Annotated in this window: 14 protein-coding genes; 6 read left to right on the forward strand and 8 right to left on the reverse strand. The window is 70.5% G+C overall.

The window, feature by feature from the left end:
• The first annotated feature begins 112 nt into the window (after positions 1–112).
• The 3 genes from IG08_RS0122015 (at position 113) to IG08_RS0122025 (ending at position 4,503) form a co-directional block, all read left to right on the forward strand.
• The gene (locus tag IG08_RS0122015) at positions 113–1,036 is read left to right on the forward strand and encodes a MurR/RpiR family transcriptional regulator (RefSeq protein ID WP_030605149.1); all 924 of its coding nucleotides are present in this window, start codon (positions 113–115) and stop codon (positions 1,034–1,036) included.
• Between the two features lie 437 nt (positions 1,037–1,473).
• Positions 1,474–1,860 (forward strand): hypothetical protein, encoded by a 387-nt coding sequence (locus IG08_RS0122020; protein ID WP_030605152.1) that lies wholly within the window; start codon positions 1,474–1,476, stop codon positions 1,858–1,860.
• A gap of 231 nt (positions 1,861–2,091) precedes the next feature.
• The gene (locus IG08_RS0122025) at positions 2,092–4,503 is read left to right on the forward strand and encodes a SpoIIE family protein phosphatase (RefSeq protein WP_030605154.1); all 2,412 of its coding nucleotides are present in this window, start codon (positions 2,092–2,094) and stop codon (positions 4,501–4,503) included.
• 254 nt (positions 4,504–4,757) lie between these two features.
• Here the strand turns inward: IG08_RS0122025 and IG08_RS0122035 are convergent, their stop codons facing one another.
• Positions 4,758–5,420 carry a peptidoglycan-binding domain-containing protein gene (locus IG08_RS0122035; RefSeq protein WP_030605157.1) on the reverse strand — a complete coding sequence of 221 codons (663 nt, stop codon included), beginning with the start codon at positions 5,418–5,420 and terminating at the stop codon, positions 4,758–4,760.
• 190 nt (positions 5,421–5,610) lie between these two features.
• Here IG08_RS0122035 and IG08_RS0122040 point away from each other — a divergent pair, with 190 nt between their 5' ends.
• Positions 5,611–8,043, forward strand: a complete 2,433-nt coding sequence (locus tag IG08_RS0122040) for a polysaccharide lyase 8 family protein (RefSeq protein ID WP_030605160.1) — start codon at positions 5,611–5,613, stop codon at positions 8,041–8,043.
• A gap of 3 nt (positions 8,044–8,046) precedes the next feature.
• On the opposite strand, the gene IG08_RS0122045 is transcribed toward IG08_RS0122040, so the two are convergent.
• The 7 genes from IG08_RS0122045 to IG08_RS0122075 all read right to left on the reverse strand — a co-directional run bounded on the left by IG08_RS0122045 (position 8,047) and on the right by IG08_RS0122075 (position 16,140).
• Entirely contained in the window at positions 8,047–8,874 is an 828-nt protein-coding gene (locus tag IG08_RS0122045) for an ATP-grasp domain-containing protein (protein ID WP_030605163.1), read from the reverse strand.
• A 76-nt stretch (positions 8,875–8,950) separates the two neighbouring features.
• Positions 8,951–10,420 carry an HAD-IA family hydrolase gene (locus IG08_RS0122050; RefSeq protein ID WP_030605168.1) on the reverse strand — a complete coding sequence of 490 codons (1,470 nt, stop codon included), beginning with the start codon at positions 10,418–10,420 and terminating at the stop codon, positions 8,951–8,953.
• Positions 10,421–10,484: 64 nt separating this feature from the next.
• Complete coding sequence (locus IG08_RS0122055; protein ID WP_052424826.1) at positions 10,485–11,540, reverse strand: hydroxyacid dehydrogenase; 1,056 nt, start codon at positions 11,538–11,540, stop codon at positions 10,485–10,487.
• A 2-nt stretch (positions 11,541–11,542) separates the two neighbouring features.
• Positions 11,543–12,466, reverse strand: coding sequence for a carbohydrate ABC transporter permease (locus IG08_RS0122060; protein ID WP_030605174.1), 924 nt, complete (start codon positions 12,464–12,466; stop codon positions 11,543–11,545).
• Complete coding sequence (locus IG08_RS0122065) at positions 12,463–13,431, reverse strand: carbohydrate ABC transporter permease (protein WP_234342937.1); 969 nt, start codon at positions 13,429–13,431, stop codon at positions 12,463–12,465. Before IG08_RS0122065 ends, IG08_RS0122060 begins: the two co-directional genes overlap by 4 nt.
• 193 nt (positions 13,432–13,624) lie before the next feature.
• Positions 13,625–14,932, reverse strand: coding sequence for an ABC transporter substrate-binding protein (locus IG08_RS0122070; protein WP_030605178.1), 1,308 nt, complete (start codon positions 14,930–14,932; stop codon positions 13,625–13,627).
• A gap of 116 nt (positions 14,933–15,048) precedes the next feature.
• Positions 15,049–16,140, reverse strand: a complete 1,092-nt coding sequence (locus IG08_RS0122075; protein ID WP_030605180.1) for a substrate-binding domain-containing protein — start codon at positions 16,138–16,140, stop codon at positions 15,049–15,051.
• A gap of 174 nt (positions 16,141–16,314) precedes the next feature.
• On the opposite strand from IG08_RS0122075, the gene IG08_RS0122080 reads away from it, so the two are divergent.
• On the forward strand, positions 16,315–17,022 hold the full coding sequence (locus IG08_RS0122080; protein WP_078655688.1) for a TetR family transcriptional regulator: 708 nt from the start codon (positions 16,315–16,317) through the stop codon (positions 17,020–17,022).
• A gap of 188 nt (positions 17,023–17,210) precedes the next feature.
• Complete coding sequence (locus IG08_RS0122085) at positions 17,211–17,624, forward strand: Zn-ribbon domain-containing OB-fold protein (protein ID WP_030605185.1); 414 nt, start codon at positions 17,211–17,213, stop codon at positions 17,622–17,624.
• Positions 17,625–17,644 lie beyond the last annotated feature (20 nt).

The following is a 17,644-nucleotide window of genomic DNA, read 5'->3' on the forward strand; positions in this document are numbered from 1 at the left end:
GGGGCCGGACATCCGTCCTCTCCGGCGGTTGCCGGATGCTGCCCGACAAGCGCTGGTCACCGTGGGGTGTGAGCTATGTTGAGTCGCTGTGGGAGACAAAGGAAACGCGCCGGTGCCATCGCCGCAGCAGGCACGTGCCCAGGCGTCCGCGATCACCTCGGGAAAGACCGCACCTGAGGTGGAGGCCGCCCCGGCCTCTCAGCTCAGGACGCTGTTCGACAGGCCCCGGCTCTCCCCGGGACAGCGGCGCATCGCGCAGTACCTGATCGAACACATCACCGAAGCGGCGTTCCTTTCGATCACCGATCTCGCGGAGCGCGTCGGCGTGAGCCAGCCCTCGGTGACGCGTTTCGCCGCGGCGGTCGGCTTCAGCGGTTACCCCGCGCTGCGCGAAAAGCTCCAGTCGATCGCACTCGGTACCCTCGCGGGCGGCCCCGGGCCGGACGAGGAGAACGGCAGCAACGAGCTCCAGGCGGCGGTCGACGCGGAGATCGAGAACCTGGAGAACCTGCGCCGCGACTTCGCCGACCCCGACCTGGTGATCGACACCGGCCGCAAGATGTCCGGGTCGACCCCGCTGACCATCCTGGGCCTGCGCATCTCGGCGTCGCTCGCCGAGTACTTCGCGTACGCGGCACGCCGCATCCACCCGGACGTACGACTGGTGACCCGCGGCGGGAGCGTCGCCTACGACGCGCTGCTCCAGTCACGCGAGGCCGGCGGCACCTGGGTGCTCGCATTCTCGATGCCCCGGCACGCCCAGGAGACCCTCACGGCCGTCCGCGTCGCACGCAGCGCGGGGCTGCGCGTCGCACTGATCACCGACCTGGCGCTCGGTCCGGTGGCGGACGAGGCGGACGTCGTCTTCAGCACCGGGACGGGCTCCCGCCTGGTCTTCGACTCCTACGCCGCGCCCGGCGTGATCGCCGCCGCACTGCTGCAGGCCATGACCGACGCCGACCCGGAGCGCACCCAGGCGCGGCTCGAGGAGTACGAACAGATCTCCGACCAGCACCAGTTCTTCCTGAGGGACTGACCCGGCGGTCCTTCCGGCACCGCATCCCACTCCGGCCAAGCGGCGTCACAACGGGACCATTCGCCACATATCGCGCATGAATGTTTTCATACGCCTTGCAAAGCAGACGGCATATATAAATACTTCTCACGGATCGCGCCTCGGGACCGCTCCGGGACACCTTCCGCACCTGTGCCCCCGTCCCCGCATCCGCCCGAGAAAGCCGACGGTCCGCCCATGCGCACGCTGCACCATCCGCCGCGCGGGCACCGCCCTGCCTTCCAGGGCTTCTGTACGGACACCCCAAGCCGCCGTCTCCTACCCGCGTCGGCGCCCGGGGTGTTCGGTAGGGCATCGCCTGCGCGAGCGCCCATGGCGGCCCCGGTCATCCCCTAGGCCGGGGCCGCCCCAACCGTCGGACCACCCCTCACGACGCCGCACACCCGGAGGCGACGACCATGCCTGTGACGACCACGCGGACCTCCACGCGCATCAGCCCGGACTGGCCCTGCCAGGTCAAGACGCCCGGCAGCTACGACTGGGAGCGCTCGGCGGCCAAGTGGCTGCGCGAGCTGGTACCGGCGCGCTACGCCAGCTACCCGGCCCTGATCCGCCACCCCGTACTGCTCGCCCGGCACGCGACGATCCAGGTCCAGCACGAGGTCCGGGTCGCCCGCACCGCGCTGCAGAGCGCGCGGGCCGACCTTCCGGCGCTCGGGCTGCCGGAGTCGGTCATCGAGCACACGATCAAGCTGTACGCGGCGGAGGTTCTGCAGTTGCAGCACATCGCGCGCAGTGTGCGGGCGGTCACCGAGGCCCTGGTCGAGCACGCCCACGGTCGCTGACCGTCGCGCCGGGCCGCGGGCCTTGCCAGGCTGTCGCGACCGCGGCTGTTTCCACCGCCCAACCGCTGATCGTGCCTCGGCAGACACCATCACCGGGCCCTGGGCGGGGACCGTCCCACGGTCGAGTGAGCCATCACCGACAAGCCCGCGATCGAACCACGCTCCATGTGCCATGCTCGTCGCGTGACGAGCGAGCCCGCCGGCCCCGTTGAGTCCGGCACTGCGCCCGACATGGCCGAGCTGGCCAAGGTCGTCGCCCGGCAGCGCGCCGAGATGGACCGGCTACGGGACCAGGCGGCGACATCGGCCGTCCTGGAGCGGGCCAAGGGCGCGCTCATGGCACTGACCGGCTGCACCCCGGTCGCCGCCGGCGAGGAACTGCTGCAGCGTGCCAAGGCCGCGAACCGCACCCTCCTCGAGGAGTGCTGGATGACCCTCGGCGGTCTGGTGCCCCCGCTGCACCCCACCACCCCGGAGCCGCGCCTCTCCGACGACCTGCCCGGCGGATCCGTGTCCGCCCTCCCCGGCCCCGGCGGCGCCGGGCTGCGCGACTTCGGGGCCGACCACCCGAGCCCCGGCATCCCGGCCACCAGGGGCACCGACGACACGGACGAGGGCTTCACCGCTCTCGGCCGCCTCGGCAAGGCCCTCGTCCGCGTCGCGACACCGCAGGACCTCGCCCACTGCCTCCTCGAACACCTCGGGCCGGACGTGGGTGCCGAAGCCGTCATGCTCTTTCAGCGGCTGCCCGCCGGCGGACTCGAGCTGGTCGGCCACGCCGGCATCGACGACACCCTGGCCGCCCAGTGGCAGCGGGTCCCTCCGCTGACCGGGGTCGGCGCGCTCGACGCCCTCCGGGCGCGGGAGCCGCGCTGGCTCGAGGACATCGCGAGGGACCGGGAGCGGTACCTGCTCATCGGGGACCCGCCCGAGCGCTGGCTGTCCCGCGCCTGGCTGCCGGTGCCGGCCGCGGACAAGGCCGACGTCTGCGTCGGGATCCTGCGGGCGCAGGCCGGACCGTTCACGCCGCGCACCCGGCACCTCCTGCGGGCCGTCGCCCGGCTCTGTGCCGGCTGGTTCCAGGCGTTCGGCACCCGGCAGGAGATCGTCGTCGGCGCCGCGACCGACGCCGCGCAGGCGGTGTTCGACTCGCTGCCGGGCGCGGCGATGCTGCTCACACCCCTGCGTACCACCGCGGGAGAGGTCGAGGACTACCGCATCGACGCCGCCACCGCGGAGGCGGTCGACATCGTCGGCCGAACCGGCCGGGAACTGGTCGGGCGGCGAATCCTTGAGTGCTTCCCGAGCATGGCGGAGGACGCGCTGTGGCGCGGCTGCCTGCGCACGCTGACGACCGGGGAGCCGTTCGAGGGCGACCCGTTCGCCTACCAGGAGATCGTGGCCGGCGCCGCGGAACTGTCCACGTACTCGGTACGCTCGGCGCGCCTCGGCGGCGGCCTGGTCGTCACCTGGGTCCGGCACGCCTCCTCGGACCGACAGGAGCAGCGACTGGCGGACGTCCAGCGGCTGGGGAACCTGGGCTGGGCGAACTGGAACCTGGTCACGCACGAGGCGAGCTGGTCCTCCCAGGCCTTCTCCGTCCTCGACCGGGATCCCGAGGACGGCGCGGTGGGCCTCTTCGACCTCCCCCATCTCGCGCTGCCCGAGGACGTGCCGGCGCTGAGCCGGGTGGTACGGGAACTCGTGCGCGCGGGGCGGCCGTTCGACATTCCGTTCCGGATCCCGGTCGCGGGCGGGGTGCGTCATCTACGGGTGGTCGCCGAGGCGGTGGCGGACACCGACGGCACGCCCGTGGAGGTGCACGGCTTCGTGCAGGACCTCACCGCGCAGCGCAGCGCCGAACTGGCTCTGGTCGAGAGCGAACAGGCGATGCTGACCCAGCACGACGTGCTGCGTGCCGAACGGACGCTCGCCTCCCGGCTGCAGCACGCGCTGCTGCCCCTGCCCACCCGACCGGTCCAACTGGCCGGGCTGCGCGTCGATGTCGCGTATCTGCCCGCCCAGTCGGGGATCCACGTCGGCGGTGACTGGTTCAGCGCGATCGAACTGCCCGACGGCGACGCCCTGTTCGTGGTCGGTGACGTCGCCGGGCACGGCATCGACGCCGTCGCCACGATGGCCCAACTGCGCTTCACCGCCAAGGGCATGGTCATCACGGGTTCGTCGCTGACCGGCGCACTCACCCGGCTCAACACGCTGCTGCTGCACTCGCGCGACTCGCACGGCACCGCGACCATGGTCCTGGCCCGCTACAACTCCGCCGCGCGCCGCCTTGTCTGGGCGCAGGCGGGCCATCCGCCGCCGCTGCTGGTGCGCGGCGGCAAGGTGCGCTATCTCGACCGTCCGGGCGGCATGCTGCTCGGTGCGAGCGCCTCACCGCCCTTCGAGGAGGCGGAGTGCCGCCTCGAACCGGGAGACCGGCTCATGCTCTACACGGACGGCCTGGTCGAGCGGCCCACGGAGGGCCTCGATCTCGGCCTGGCACGGCTCGCCGAGGCGGTCGCGGCGCATCACGCGGACGAGCCCGGCGCCCTGGTCCCGTTGCTCGCCACGGTGCTGGCGGGCGATCGGCGCGACGACGTCTGCGTCCTCGACATCCGGGTGCCGTCCGGGGCGGAGTGAGGCGAGGGCGGTTGGCGCGGCTCAGTCGTCTCCACGGTGCCGCCAGTACCGGCACATGCCGATGATCAGGGCCGGCAGGAAGGCGGTGGGCAGCACCAGGCCCGGGATGCGGGAGCCGTTCATCGGCGTGGCCTTCGGTCTCGGGACGTGCGGGGCGTCTCGCCCGTCGGCCGCCCATGGTGACGCGGGGCAGCCGGCCGTTGCCGGTGCTTTCCCCGATCCGTTGCCCGGTGTTCGAGGCCGAGGGCGGCCGGTCAGCCGCCTGTGCGGGATTCCAGGTCCTGGCGGGTGTCGTTGCCGTACACGCCGGTCTCGTCGCCCCTGATGCCGTACCAGAGCTGGAAGCGGGCCACCGCCTCCCTCAGGGCGGAGTCGTAGCTGCCGCTGGTGGAGCCGCCCGCGTAGACGTCCGGGATGCGCAGCAGGCGTTGCTGGAGGTCGGTCACCTCGGGGCCGCTGGCTCCTTCGCGGAGGGTGCCTGGGCCGTCGGGATCGGCCGCGCCGGAAGCCGTCGCGGTGGGCTCGGCGGAGGCGGTCGCGGACGGCTGGGGAGCCTGCGCGGCGGTGTCGTCGTCGCGGCCGGGCAACAGGAGTGCGCAGCCGAAGCCGATCACTGCGGCCGTGGTGACGGCGCCCGCGATGGCGGTGCGCCGCAGTCCTCGCACCCGGCCGCGGCCGTGGGAGGCGCCGGGCGGAAGCGCGCGCTCGTCGTCCGTGACGGGCGGCAGTTCCTGCGTGCGGTCCTCGGATCCGGCCGGCGGAGCGGGCAGTGCGACGGCTTCGTATTCCCCGGTGCCCCGGCGGGGTAGGTCCCTGAGCAGCTCCGCGAGGGCGTCGGTGCGGCGGGGACGCAGCACACGGATGGGTTCGAGGGCCGGGCTGTCCGGCGACGGCCCTCGGTCGGACGGTGTCGGCATGCTGCTCCCCTTCCGTCCCGTACGCGCGGGACTCCGCCTTCCCCCGAGGAGTGATACGGGGCCGCGGCGCCCGGAGTTCAGCAACTGCTCGCGGATTGTGCGGACATCACCACCTCCCGAAACGATCGATACGCTCAATTAGGCCGGGCGTATTGAGCGTTTGAACGCAACCGTGCTAGAAACCGCCGTCATGACGACTCGTTGGTCACGTCGCGGCTTCCTGACCGCAAGCACCGCTACTGCTGTCGCATTCGGAATCTCCACCCCATCGAGCCCCGCTGTCGCGGCCGCGGACGCGGACGAGTTCGCGACCCTGCGGGCGAAGTGGCGCACGCTCATCCTCGGCGAGGGCTTCAGCCCCACCGCCGAGCCGTTCAAGAGCCGGCTCGCCGAACTGGGCACCACGGCAAGCACGTTGTACTCCTCCATGGCCCCGGCGTCCGGCTCCCTGTGGCCCGACCTGGTGTACGCGGATCCGGAGCCGGACACGGACCAGGAGTCGTACGGCTACTCGGGCAACCTCAACAGCAGTTACAACCGACTGGGCACGCTCGCGCAGGCCTACTGCCAGCAGGGCACGGGACTGACCGGCGACGCGGGGCTCGCGGACGCGATCCTCACCGGGCTCGACCATCTCCACTCCGAGGTCTACAACGCGAGCCAGACCCGCTACGGCAACTGGTACAGCTGGCAGATCGGCGCCCCGCAGGCGCTGCTCGACGTCTGTGTGCTGATGTACGACCAGCTGTCGGCGACGCAGATCGCCAACCATCTCGCGGCGGTGGACCACTTCGTGCCCGACTCGGCGGTGGCCGGTTACTCCGGCACCAGCACCGGCGCCAACCGGGTGGACCTGTGCCGAGTGCTGGCGCTGCGCGGGGTCGTCGGCGCGAGCTCCGCGAAGATCGCGCTGGCCCGGGACGCCCTCTCCCCCGTCTTCCCCTACGTCACGAGCGGCGACGGGCTCTACACCGACGGGTCGTTCATCCAGCACACCAGCGTTCCCTACACGGGCTCGTACGGCTCGGTCATGCTCGGCGGGCTCGGGATGCTCTTCGCCCTGCTCGCCGGATCGAGCTGGGAGGTCACCGACGCGAACCGGCAGATCGTGTTCGACGCGGTGGAGAACGCATGGGCGCCGTTCCTCTACAACGGGCTGATCATGGACGGTGTGGCGGGCCGGGCGATCAGCCGCGGCCTGTCCGCGACCGACACGAAGCAGATCCAGCAGGACGATCACCTGCGCGGTCATCCGATCCTCGCGGCGATCGTTCTGCTCGGGCAGGGCGCGAGCACGACGGAGAACGCGCGCTGGCGCGGCCTGGTGAAGGGCTGGCTGCAGCGCGACTACTACAGCCCGCCGATGAGCAACCCCTCGATCGGCCTGACCGGTCTCGTCCGCCTCAAGGGGGTTCTGGACGACACCTCGGTCACCGCGATCGCCGAGCCGACCGGCCACCGGCTGTTCACCGGCATGGCCCGGGCCGCCCACCGCAGACCCGGCTGGGCCGCGTCGATCAGCATGGCCGACCGGCGGATCACGTACTACGAGACGGGCAACGGCGAGAACCTGCGCGGCTGGCACACCGGTTCCGGGATGCTCTACTGGTGGGGCGACACCTTCGCCAACGGCCAGTACAGCGACGCCTTCTGGCCCACCGTCGACCCCTACCGGCTCCCCGGCACCACCGCCTCGCGCCTGGCGCTCGCGGACGCGGCCGGCGGCGACTGGGGCGCCTCACTGCCCGACGTGAACTGGGTGGGTGGCGCCACCGACGGACAGGGGGCCGCGATCGGCCAGTACCTCAAGGGTCTGCAGTCCACCCTGATGGCGAAGAAGTCGTGGTTCTGCCTCGACGACACGATCGTCTGCCTCGGCGCAGGCATCAAGTGCACCGACGGCACAGTCGTGGAGTCGACGATCGAGAACCGCAACCTCGGCCCCACCGGCAGCCACTCCTTCACTGTCGACGGCACGACCAAGTCGGCCACCTACCCCTGGTCCGAGACGCTCACCGGCGCCACCTGGGCCCACATCGGCGGCATGGGCGGCTACGTCTTTCCCGGCGGCGCCACCGTCAAGGCACTGCGCGAGGCGCGGGACGGCAAGTGGAGCGACATCAACAAGGGCGGCTCCACGACGGTCCTCAACCGCAAGTACCTCACGATGTACGTCGACCACGGCACGAACCCGACGAACGGCACCTACGCCTACCTCCTCATGCCGGGCGCCACGGCCGCCCAGACCCAGGCGCGGGCCGCCGCCACGAGCTGGCTGACCGTCCTCGCCAACACCGACAACCAGCAGGGCGTTTCCGTGCCCTCACTGGGTTTCACCGGGGTCAACTTCTGGTTCGGCGGCACCGTCGGGGACCTCGTCGCGAGCGATCCGTGCTGCGTGATGATCAGCGAGAAGAGCGACGGCACCGCGGTGATCTGTGTCAGTGATCCGATGCGGATGCGGACGGGCCTGACGCTCACCTGGAACCGGGCGGTGTCCGCGGTGACGTCCAAGCCGTCCACCGTGACCTCGGCGACGACCGGCTCCTCACTTCAGCTCACCTTCGGCGACCTGACCACGACGGTCGGCGTCACACAGAAGATCACCGTCAAGCTGGGGTGACCTTCAGGCCGGGGTGCCGAGGAAACGGTGCAGGGACGCCTTCATCGCGGTCACGAAGGCGTCCCTGCCCTTGTCGCTCAGGGCGTCCAGGGACAGGTAGGGGTTGAGATCCTCCAGCTCGACCAGCAGGAGTTCGCCGCCCGGGGCCCGGCAGGCGTCTACCCGCTGGATGCCGTGGTCGATGCCGTTCCAGTCGATGAAACGCCGGGCGAACTCGAGGTCGTCCGAGGTGGGTTCGTACGGCTCCAGCTGCCAGCGGCGGTCGGTGTGCGGCGCGTAGAGGGCGTACTGGAAGTCGTGGTCGACGAAGAAGAAGGACACCTCGTAGGCGAAGTCGATGCGCGGCTGGACGAGGACGTCTCCGTCGACCAGGTCGCGCACGCGCTCGGCGGGCACGATCCGCAGGCCTATGGAGTCGGCGCCGAGCTTGGGCTTGACGACGTAGGCGTCCGTCTCCGGCAGGCGGCGCACGTCCTCCGGTCGGTCGACCGTGGGGATGACCGGGTATCCCGCGGCCGTGAGGTCCAGCAGGTACTGCTTGCCGGCCATGTCGGCCTTGCCGGAGAGCTGGTTGTAGACGCGCACCCCGCTCCGCATCGCACGCTCGCGGAAGTCGTCGTACGCCTCCTGATAGGCGAGGACGGGCCCGCTGTTGCGGACGACAACGCCGTCGAAGCCCTCCATCAGCCCGGCCGCGTCCCGCGGATGGCACAGGGCGAGGCCGAAGTCCTCCCGCAGTCGCGAGGTGAGGAAGATGTCCTCGTCGCAGTAGCGGCGCCCGCGGGCCTGGTAGGCCAGGTCGGTGACGTACAGGATGCGGGGGCGGGGCATACGGGGCTCCTCGGTGGACAGGGAGTGGTGATCGTATGCGGCAGAACATCCACCGAACAAATGCCTTACTGCCGGTTCACAGTCCTGCCGTCCACAGCTCCTGCCTGCCGATTCCCTTGAGGTCGCGGCGCACTGTCCGTCGTGGTCCGGGCTGGATCGGGACGTACGACGGCACGGCGAGCACTCTGCAGCCCGCCGCCTCCGCGGCCGCGACGCCCGTGGGCGAGTCCTCCACGGCGAGACAGGCCGCGGGGTCCATGCCGAGGGTGCGGGCGGCGGCCAGGTACGGGTCGGCGGACGGTTTCGTACGGGGTGTCTCGCCCTCGGCGACCGTCGTACGGAACCGGTCGGCGCCCAGCGAGGTGAGGACGGCGTCGACGACGGGCCGTGAGGAGGCCGAGACCAGGGCCGTCGGGATGCCCGATTCCCGGAGCAGGTCCAGGAGTTCGAGGGCGCCCGGCATCGGGGTCGCCTCCTGCTGGACGGCCTTCAGGAAGCGGGCTTCCAGTTCGGCGGCCAGTTCCTGTACGTCTCCGCCGGTGAACCGGTGCACATGTGCGGCGGCCTCGGCGGCCGAGCGGCCCAGCAGCTGGAACAGGTCGTCCACCTCGATCCGCGGCGCGACCTCGCGCACCGTGCGCAGCCACAGCGACTCGGTGTCGACGAGCGTGCCGTCCATGTCGAGGAGGACGGCGTGGGGTGGCGCGGCGAAGGGGCGGCCGTCCAGCGTCCAGTGCCGGTCGGGGTGGCGGCCGAGGGAGGCGAACACCTGCGCGGCGACGTCGGCATGGCGTACGGCCCGTGGTGCCGAGCCCATGCCCGGGCCCGACGCGGCCAGCCAGGCCGTGCGCTCTTCTTGCGTACGGCCGCCGTGTCCGCCCGCGTCGACATGGCCATGGTCGGTGACGACCAGCACGGTCCATCGCTCGTCGCGGTACGAGGGCCGGGAGCGCACCGCGGCCAGCAGACGGCCGAGCCGGGCGTCGGCCTGGCGGATCGCGGTTTCGTAGGCCTCGCCGCAGCCCAGGATGTGCGCGGTCTCGTCGGGGGCGCCGAGGTAGACGAACGACACGGCGAGGTCGTCGGTGTCGTTGGCGAGCACGCGTGCGGCGGCTTCGGTGATCTGCTCGTCGCAGTAGTCCCAGGCCTCGGGAGTGTCCGCCGTCGGAGAGACGTACACGCTTCTGGACGGGGCGCGGAACAGGGGACCGCCGTCCCGTGCCTGCATGAGGGGCTGCCAGCCGGCGGCGACGAACGTGCGGCGGCCGTCCTGGACCGCGAGGCGGGTCGCGAAGTCGGGGAAGACGTCGAGTCGGTGACCGGTGAGGTCGTTGCTCCACACCCCGTGCTTGGCAGGGCCGACACCGGTGACGACGGTCGCCCAGCAGGGTCCCGACATGGTGGGCGTCTCCGCGTCCACCTCCACGGGGGTGAGGAAGCCGTTGGCGGCGACCGCGTCGAGGTGTGGGGTGGGCAGGCGGCGCAGTACGTCGAGGCGCACGCCGTCGATGCCGACGACCAGGACACGGTCGGCGGGGCGGGTCATGGGAGTCCTCTCATACGACTCGTACGGCGGCCGATCACATTGATCGTTGTGCGTGCGCGGTCGCTCATGCCGATCGGGTCAGCTCGTCCGGCGCGACCTCGTACGCGAACGGCAGGCCTTGCGCGTACCGGGACACCTCGTCGACGGCCCAGTGGGTCATGCGGCCCAGTTCGTTGCCGAGGGAGCCGGCGATGTGCGGGGTGAGCAGCACGTTCGGCAGGCGGTACAGCGGGGAGTCGGCGGGCGGCACGTCCGGCTCGGTGACGTCGAGGACCGCGTGGATCCGGCCGGAGGTCAGGTGCGCGGTGAGCGCGTCGGTGTCGACGAGAGAGCCGCGTGCGGTGTTGACGAGGGTGGCGCCGTCCTTCAGGAGCGCGATGCGGCGGGCGTCGAACATGTGCCGTGTCTCGGGCAGTTGGGGCGCGTGGACGGACACCACGTCGCTGCGTCGGACGAGTTCGTCGAGGCCCACCTGTTCGACGCCGAGGTCGCGGGCCTCGTTGGTGTCGAGGTAGGGGTCGTAGAGGAGGACGTCGAGGTCGAGCGGGCGCAGCAGGTCGATCACCCGGCGTCCGATGCGGGAGGCTCCGACGATGCCGACGGTGCGGTGGTAGTTGCCGTGGCCGCGGTAGTACGGGAGAACGGCGGGCGGTGTGCGGTTCTCGGCGTAGGCGCGGGCGACGTCGAGGACGCGCTTGTTCGCGAACAGGATGGCGGCGAGGGTGAATTCGGCGACCGGGAGGGCGTTGGCGGCCGCCGCTGAGGAGACGGTGATGCCTCGCTGCCAGACGGCTTCCGTGACGTGGTGCTTGACGGAGCCGGCCGCGTGGACGACTGCCCGCAGCCGGGGCAGGCGGCGCAGTGCGTCCTCGGTCAGCAGGGGTGCGCCCCAGTGGGTGAAGAGGACCTCGGCGCGGGCGAGTTGACGGGGGTCGGCGGTGGTGAGGTCGGTGACCGTGGTCGTGGTGTCGACGCGGGCCACGGAGGGGAGCCGGTCCAGGGCGCCTTCGGTACGGAGCTGGTGATGGATCTCGGTGTCCATGGCCAGGACGGTGTGCGGGCGGGGTGGGGCGGGCAGGGGGTGCGGGCCGTTCAGGAGGGTGCCTTCCGGTGCGGGCATCGTCACTTCACCGCGCCGGCGGTGAGACCGGAGCGCCAGAAGCGCTGCAGGCAGACGAACGCGACGATCAGCGGGACGACGGCGACGAGGGAGCCGGTGATGACGAGCGAGTAGTACTCGGGCTGTTGCCCGGTCACGCTGTTCCACATGAACAGGCCCAGGTTGACCGGGTAGAGCTCCTCGTCGTTGAGCATGACGAGGGCGCCGAAGAAGTTGTTCCAGCTGGCCGTGAACGAGAACAGGAAGATCGTCATGAAGCCCGGGGCCAGCATGGGCAGGGAGATACGGGCGAAGGTGCCCAGTTCACCCGCACCGTCGACACGGGCCGCCTCCAGGACCTCGTTCGGCACGTATCCCTCGGAGAAGACGCGGGCGAGGTAGACGCCGAAGGGGTTGACCAGGGCGGGCAGGAGCAGCGCCCAGTAGGTGTTGACGACTCCGGCCTTGGTGGCGAGCAGGTACATCGGCAGCTGGATGACGGTGGTCGGGACCAGGACGCCGCCGAGGACCAGGCCGAACAGCTTCTCCTTGCCCCGGAAGTCGTACTTGTCGAAGGCGTAGCCGGTGGCCACGCACAGGAAGGTGGAGGCGGCGGAGCCGACGACGGAGTAGAGGACGCTGTTGCCGAACCAGCGCAGGTAGATGCCGTCGTTGAAGGTGAAGACGTGCTGGATGTTGGCCAGGAGGTTGAAGTCGCCGAACGCGAATCCGGAGGTGGCGAACAGGTCGCGGTGGTTCTTGGTGGCGGCGAACAGCAGCCAGCTGACGGGCATGAGTGTGTAGAGCGCGGCGACGATGAGGAAGCCGTTGACGACGCCCTTGGAGAGCAGGGCGTTCGGGGAGGTGCGGCGGGCGGTCGCCGCGGGCCTGCGGGGCGCGGCCGAGGGCCGGGCGGAGGGGGCGGTGTCGTGGGTGAGCGTGCTCATTGCGCCGCCTTCCATCGGTTGCCGAGCCGGGTGACGAGGTAGGAGAGGACGACGCCGAGCAGGGCGAGCATCAGGGAGGCCGCGGCCGCCGTCCCGTAGTCGTGCTGTACGAAGCCCGCCTTCCAGATGAACAAGGTGGGTGACCACTCGGTGTCGATGGAGGGTGCGCCGCGCTGGTTGAGGAGTTTCGGCTCGGTGAAGATCTGGATCGCACCGACGCAGGTGAACAGAACGGTCATGACGACCGCTGAAGCGATCATCGGCACCTTGATCTGCAGGGCGGTGCGGAACGCTCCGGCTCCGTCCACTGTGGCCGCTTCGATCACTTCGCGCGGAACGGCCTGCAGGGCGGCGTAGAAGATGACCATGTTGTAGCCCATCCACTGCCAGGCGCACAGGTTGACCATCGAGAGCAGTACGTGATCGTTGCTGTAGAAGTCCCAGGAGCCACCGAACGAACCGATCAGGTCGAGCACGGGGCTCAGGCCCGGGGTGTAGAGGTAGATCCAGATGATCGAAGCGATCAGTCCGGGGATCGCGTGCGGCAGGAACAGGGCGAGCTGGAAGAACCGCTTGGCACGGGCGAGCGCGGAGTCGACCAGCAGCGCCAGGGCGAGCGAGCCGCCGATCATCACCGGGATGTACACGGCGCAGTAGAGCGCGATGTGCACGAAGGAGTCCCGGAATCCGGCGTCCGACAGGGCCTTGGTGTAGTTCGCGAGGCCGGCGAACGCCCGCTCGGTGCCGCCGAACCCGAGGCCGGAGGAGCGCTCCTCGAACAGGCTCATCCACACCGCGTAGCCGATGGGCGCCACCATGACCACGGCGAACAGGACGAAGAACGGGACGATGAAGAGCGCGGCGGTACGGCGCTGGCCGCGCCGCAGACGCGAGGTGCCCGGCGGGCCGGCCGCGGGTGCGTGTACTGCCTTGTGCCCCACTGCTGGGGCGGATGGTGCTGCCACGGTGACTCCTTGGCGGGGTGGACGCGTGGGGACGGCCGGTTCGGGCCGGGCGACGGGCGACGGGCGACGGGCGACGGGCGACGGGCGACGGGCGGAGCGTGCGGCCGGGCCGCGGTGGGCCCGTGCCCGTGTCGGCGTCGGGCACGGGCGCCGGCGGGATGTGCCGGTACGGCGGCCCGGTCGCGGTTCGTGCCTACTTCGCGAGCTCCAGGCCGCGTTCCGTGATGCCCTTCTCGGCCTTCTCCTGGCCTGCCCGGATGCCTTGGGTGAAGCCGGACTTGGCGGTCTCGTCCTGGATCGCCGTGTAGACGTCCATCTGGTTCGGCCCCCAGGTCCAGCCGGGGACGATGGCGTCCACCTGCTCCGAGGCCAGCTGGTAGATGTCCTGGCCGTTGAAGTAACCGGTGTCGAACTTGGCGGCGGCCACCTCGCGCATCTCGGGGTTGGCCGGCAGGGCGCTGCTCGGGGACTCCAGGTCGGCGAGCCGGGCCTCGACGCCGGCCTTGTTCGTGGTGAGCCAGGTGATGAACTCGGTGGCCGCCTCGGTGTGTTCGCTGCCCTTGAGGACGCCGTAGGAGGTGCCGCCGTAGTTGCCGCCGGCCGCTGTGCCCCAGTTCGGCATGGGGGCGGCGGCCCACTTGCCGGAGAGGTCGGGCATGGAGGTCTTCATGCCGCCCGCGGACCAGGAGGCGCCGAGGAAGGAGAGGGTCTTTCCGGAGGCCCGGGCCTTGGTCTCCTCGGGGCTCCAGCCGGTGAACGTCTGGACGAGATCATCCTTGATGAGGCCGTCCCAGTAGGTGGCGACCTTGTTGGTGGCGGCGTCGTCGACGCCGGGCTTCCAGGCGTCGCCGTCGATGGAGAACCACTTCCCGCCGGCCTGCCAGGCGAGCGCGGCCAGCAGGGCCGGGTCGCTCTTCGGCATGGAGGCGAGGCGGACGTCCTTGTCCTTCTTCTTGACCTTCTCGGCGGCGGTCTTGAACTCGTCCCAGGTCCCCGGGACTTCGATGCCGTACTTCTCGAAGAGGTCGGTGCGGTAGTAGTACATCTGCGGCGCCGCGTCGTACGGGACGGTCCAGGTCTTGCCGCCGAACGTCACCAGGTCCTGGATCGACTGCGGGAACTTCGTCTTGACCGTTTCCCCGGCGTACTCGCTCAAATCGATCAGATTGCCCTGGCTCGCGAACTCCGGGACCATCTGGTACTCGATGGTGGCCACGTCGGGCGCGTTGCCCGCCTTCACGGCGTTGGCGAGCTTGCTGTAGCCCTCGGTGCCGCTCGGTATCTCACTGAACTTGACCTTGATGTCCTTGTGCGTTCTGTTGAACGCCTCGACGGTCGACTTGGCGCCGAGTGTCCAGGTCCAGTAGTTCAAGGTGACCGGCTTGCCGTCGGACGCCGTGTCGGTCGAGTCGCCGCCCGAGCCGCAGGCGGTGGCCAGCAGACCCAGGGCGGCCACGGCGACGGTGGCGGTCATACGGAACGAACGTGAAGTGCGCGTCATTGCACGTCTCCTACGAGACCTCGTACGGGAAGAGGCGGTTCGCAGGACATCTTTTGCGCACACACGATCGACGTCAAGAGCGTTCGACCAAGACAATCAAAACGATCGCACAACGCTCATTCGGTGATCGATTCGCCACCGCAGGACTTGCGGACCCTCAACTCCGGGAGAAGGTCGAGGTGTTGACGGGGTCCGGGCCGCTGACCGTTTCGGAGTTCCGCGAGCCGCTGCAGCAGCAGTTTGGCGGCCAGCTCCCCCACCGAGCGAGTGGGCGGGGCGACCGCGGAGAGCGGCACGTCGGCAAGGCCGGCGACCCCGTCGTCGTACGCGACGATCGCCAGGTCTTCCGGCACCCGGATGCCACACGCCTGAAGTCGGGGCACGAGCACGATCGCGTCCTCGTCGCTGTGCACGAGCGCCGCGGTGACGCCCCGCTTCTTCACCGCCTCGACCAGGTAGTCGACACTGGCTTCGTAGTCCCCGTGCTCACGGACGGTCGGCGCCCCCGGGTCCACCTCGAGCCCCAGGGACCGGACGGCCATCTCGAAGCCCGTGGAGATCTGGGTGGCGTGCGGGCCCTCCTGGAGCACGGCGGTGATCCTGCGGTGGCCCAGCGTCGCGAAGTGATCGACCACCACGGCGGCGCCATGGGCGCGGTCGGTACACACCCGGTCCAGAACGGACGCCGGGTTGCCGGGCGGAGCCGAGCGTTCGACCAGGACCGCCGGCACACCCTGGTCCAGCAGCCACTTCTCCTGCCCCCTCTCGGGGACGCCGCCGAACCAGCTGGGCGCCACGAGCAGCCCCTCCGCGCCACCCGAGACAAGATGGCCGGCCTGTACGGCGTCCTCGCTGTCGACGTACCCGGACACGCCGAGGACGAGGCGGCCGCCCTGGGCCACCACGGCCTCGCGGGCGCCACGGATGATGTCGGCGAAGATGAGGGTCGTGGTCGGCACGATCATTCCGATCACCGCGCCCTCGGCGCTCTGCGGCCGTTCCTGCGCGGGGGCGGCCGAGTCTCCAGGCCACACCACCGCGCCGTGCAGCCGGTGCACCCGGCCCTGCGCGGCGAGCGCCTCGACGTCGCGCCTCAAGGTGACCGCGGAGACGCCGAGTTCGGCGGCCAGTTCGGAGACACGGAGGCTGCCCCGCTCCCGAACGAGTTCGAGCACCCGCTCGTGGCGCTGGTCGACGTGCAGTCGCATGGTTCCCCCTGGGGCAGGCGTGATCCCGTGGATCACCAACTCTACGCCCACAGTCGTATCGATCGTTTGCGATCGATACGATCACAGAGAGAGTCACCAAGGCCACTGCACTCAGTTCCCCCGCGGAACTGCACTGAGTGCCATATGCGCCACCCTGGTGCTACGTTCCCGTTCATGAGCTCCAGCAGTGCGAAGCCGCCCATGCGGGACGCCCTGGTCGCGGCAGCCTTCCAGCTCTTTCTGGAGCGGGGCTACGAGCAGACCACCGTCGACGACATCGTGGCGCTCGCGGGAGTGGGACGCCGTTCGTTCTTCCGGTACTTCCCCTCCAAGGAGGACGTGGTCTTCCCCGACCACGAACGGTGCCTGGCCGACATGACGGCCTTCCTGGCCGCGAGCGACGACGGGCACGAACCCGTGCAGCGGGTCTGCGACGCGGCCCGGCTGGTCCTTCGGATGTACGCCGAGAACCCGACGTTCTCCGTGCAGCGCTACCGGCTCACCAAGAAGGTGCCCGGTCTGCGCGCGTACGAGCTGTCCGTGGTGTGGCGCTACGAGCGCGCCCTCGCCGAGTACCTGCGCGGGCGCTTCGCCGGCCGGCGCGACGGGACCCTGCAGGCCGACGTGATCGCCGCCGCCGTGGTCGCGGCGCACAACAACGCGCTGCGCTCCTGGCTGCGCACCGACGGACAGGGCGACGCGAGCGACACGGTGGACCACGCACTGGGGTATGTGCAGTCCGCGTTCGGTGCGGCCCCCGTGCCTCCCGCCGTACCTCTCACCGGTGAGCAGCCCGAGGACGTGGTGGTGATCGTGTCGCGGCGCGGAGCACCCCTGTGGCGGGTGGTCCAGGAGATCGAGTCCGCACTCGGTCGCGACTGACCTCACGACCGACCCACACAGCCGGCCCGCTCCCCTCTCTGCGAAAAATCAGGGGTACGCAGTGCCTTTACGGGTGGCACTCAGTGCCATACGCTGAGGCTGTGCACGGTGGCACGGCGAACCGCGCATGTGCGTGCACGGTGACCCGCGCACGTGGGATTCCGGCCGAGTGCAGGGAGTTGACCAGCGTGTACCACCCCTCAGGAAACGTTGTTCGTCAGGCAGCCGGCTCCACGGCGGGCGTACTGGATCCCGTCGGCCCGGCGACGGAGACCGTCCTCTTCCAGCGTTGCAACTGGTGCGGCACTGCGATGTACCACCGGCTGCTGTGTCCGGTCTGCCAGGGCAGCGACCTGCGCACGGAGCGCAGCGAGGGCACGGGGACGGTCCGCCACGCCACGGTGGTCAACCGGAACACGCCCGGTGCGCGCAACGTGTCACTGGTCGAGATGGCCGAGGGCTTCGTCGTACGCGGCCGGGTCATGGGCCCGCCGATCGCCATCCACAGCGGCGACCGCGTGCGGCTGTCGACCGCCAAGGACCCGGTCCGGGGCGAGCCCGTGTTCCAGCTGATCGACGAGCCCTACCGCGCCTGGTCCTGACGGGGCGTCAACAATCCCTG

The sequence above is a fragment of the Streptomyces fulvoviolaceus genome, assembly GCF_000718165.1.
GTDB classification, from domain to species: Bacteria; Actinomycetota; Actinomycetes; order Streptomycetales; family Streptomycetaceae; genus Streptomyces; species Streptomyces fulvoviolaceus.

What these genes read in the sequence shown, in the direction of transcription:
- IG08_RS0122020 (WP_030605152.1), top strand. Translation starts at nt 1,474, where the DNA reads ATGCCTGTGACGACCACGCGGACCTCCACGCGCATCAGCCCGGACTGG.
- IG08_RS0122025 (WP_030605154.1), top strand. Translation starts at nt 2,092, where the DNA reads ATGGCCGAGCTGGCCAAGGTCGTCGCCCGGCAGCGCGCCGAGATGGAC.
- IG08_RS0122035 (WP_030605157.1), bottom strand. Translation starts at nt 5,420, where the DNA reads ATGCCGACACCGTCCGACCGAGGGCCGTCGCCGGACAGCCCGGCCCTC.
- IG08_RS0122040 (WP_030605160.1), top strand. Translation starts at nt 5,611, where the DNA reads ATGACGACTCGTTGGTCACGTCGCGGCTTCCTGACCGCAAGCACCGCT.
- IG08_RS0122045 (WP_030605163.1), bottom strand. Translation starts at nt 8,874, where the DNA reads ATGCCCCGCCCCCGCATCCTGTACGTCACCGACCTGGCCTACCAGGCC.
- IG08_RS0122050 (WP_030605168.1), bottom strand. Translation starts at nt 10,420, where the DNA reads ATGACCCGCCCCGCCGACCGTGTCCTGGTCGTCGGCATCGACGGCGTG.
- IG08_RS0122055 (WP_052424826.1), bottom strand. Translation starts at nt 11,540, where the DNA reads ATGCCCGCACCGGAAGGCACCCTCCTGAACGGCCCGCACCCCCTGCCC.
- IG08_RS0122060 (WP_030605174.1), bottom strand. Translation starts at nt 12,466, where the DNA reads ATGAGCACGCTCACCCACGACACCGCCCCCTCCGCCCGGCCCTCGGCC.
- IG08_RS0122070 (WP_030605178.1), bottom strand. Translation starts at nt 14,932, where the DNA reads ATGACGCGCACTTCACGTTCGTTCCGTATGACCGCCACCGTCGCCGTG.
- IG08_RS0122075 (WP_030605180.1), bottom strand. Translation starts at nt 16,140, where the DNA reads ATGCGACTGCACGTCGACCAGCGCCACGAGCGGGTGCTCGAACTCGTT.
- IG08_RS0122080 (WP_078655688.1), top strand. Translation starts at nt 16,315, where the DNA reads ATGAGCTCCAGCAGTGCGAAGCCGCCCATGCGGGACGCCCTGGTCGCG.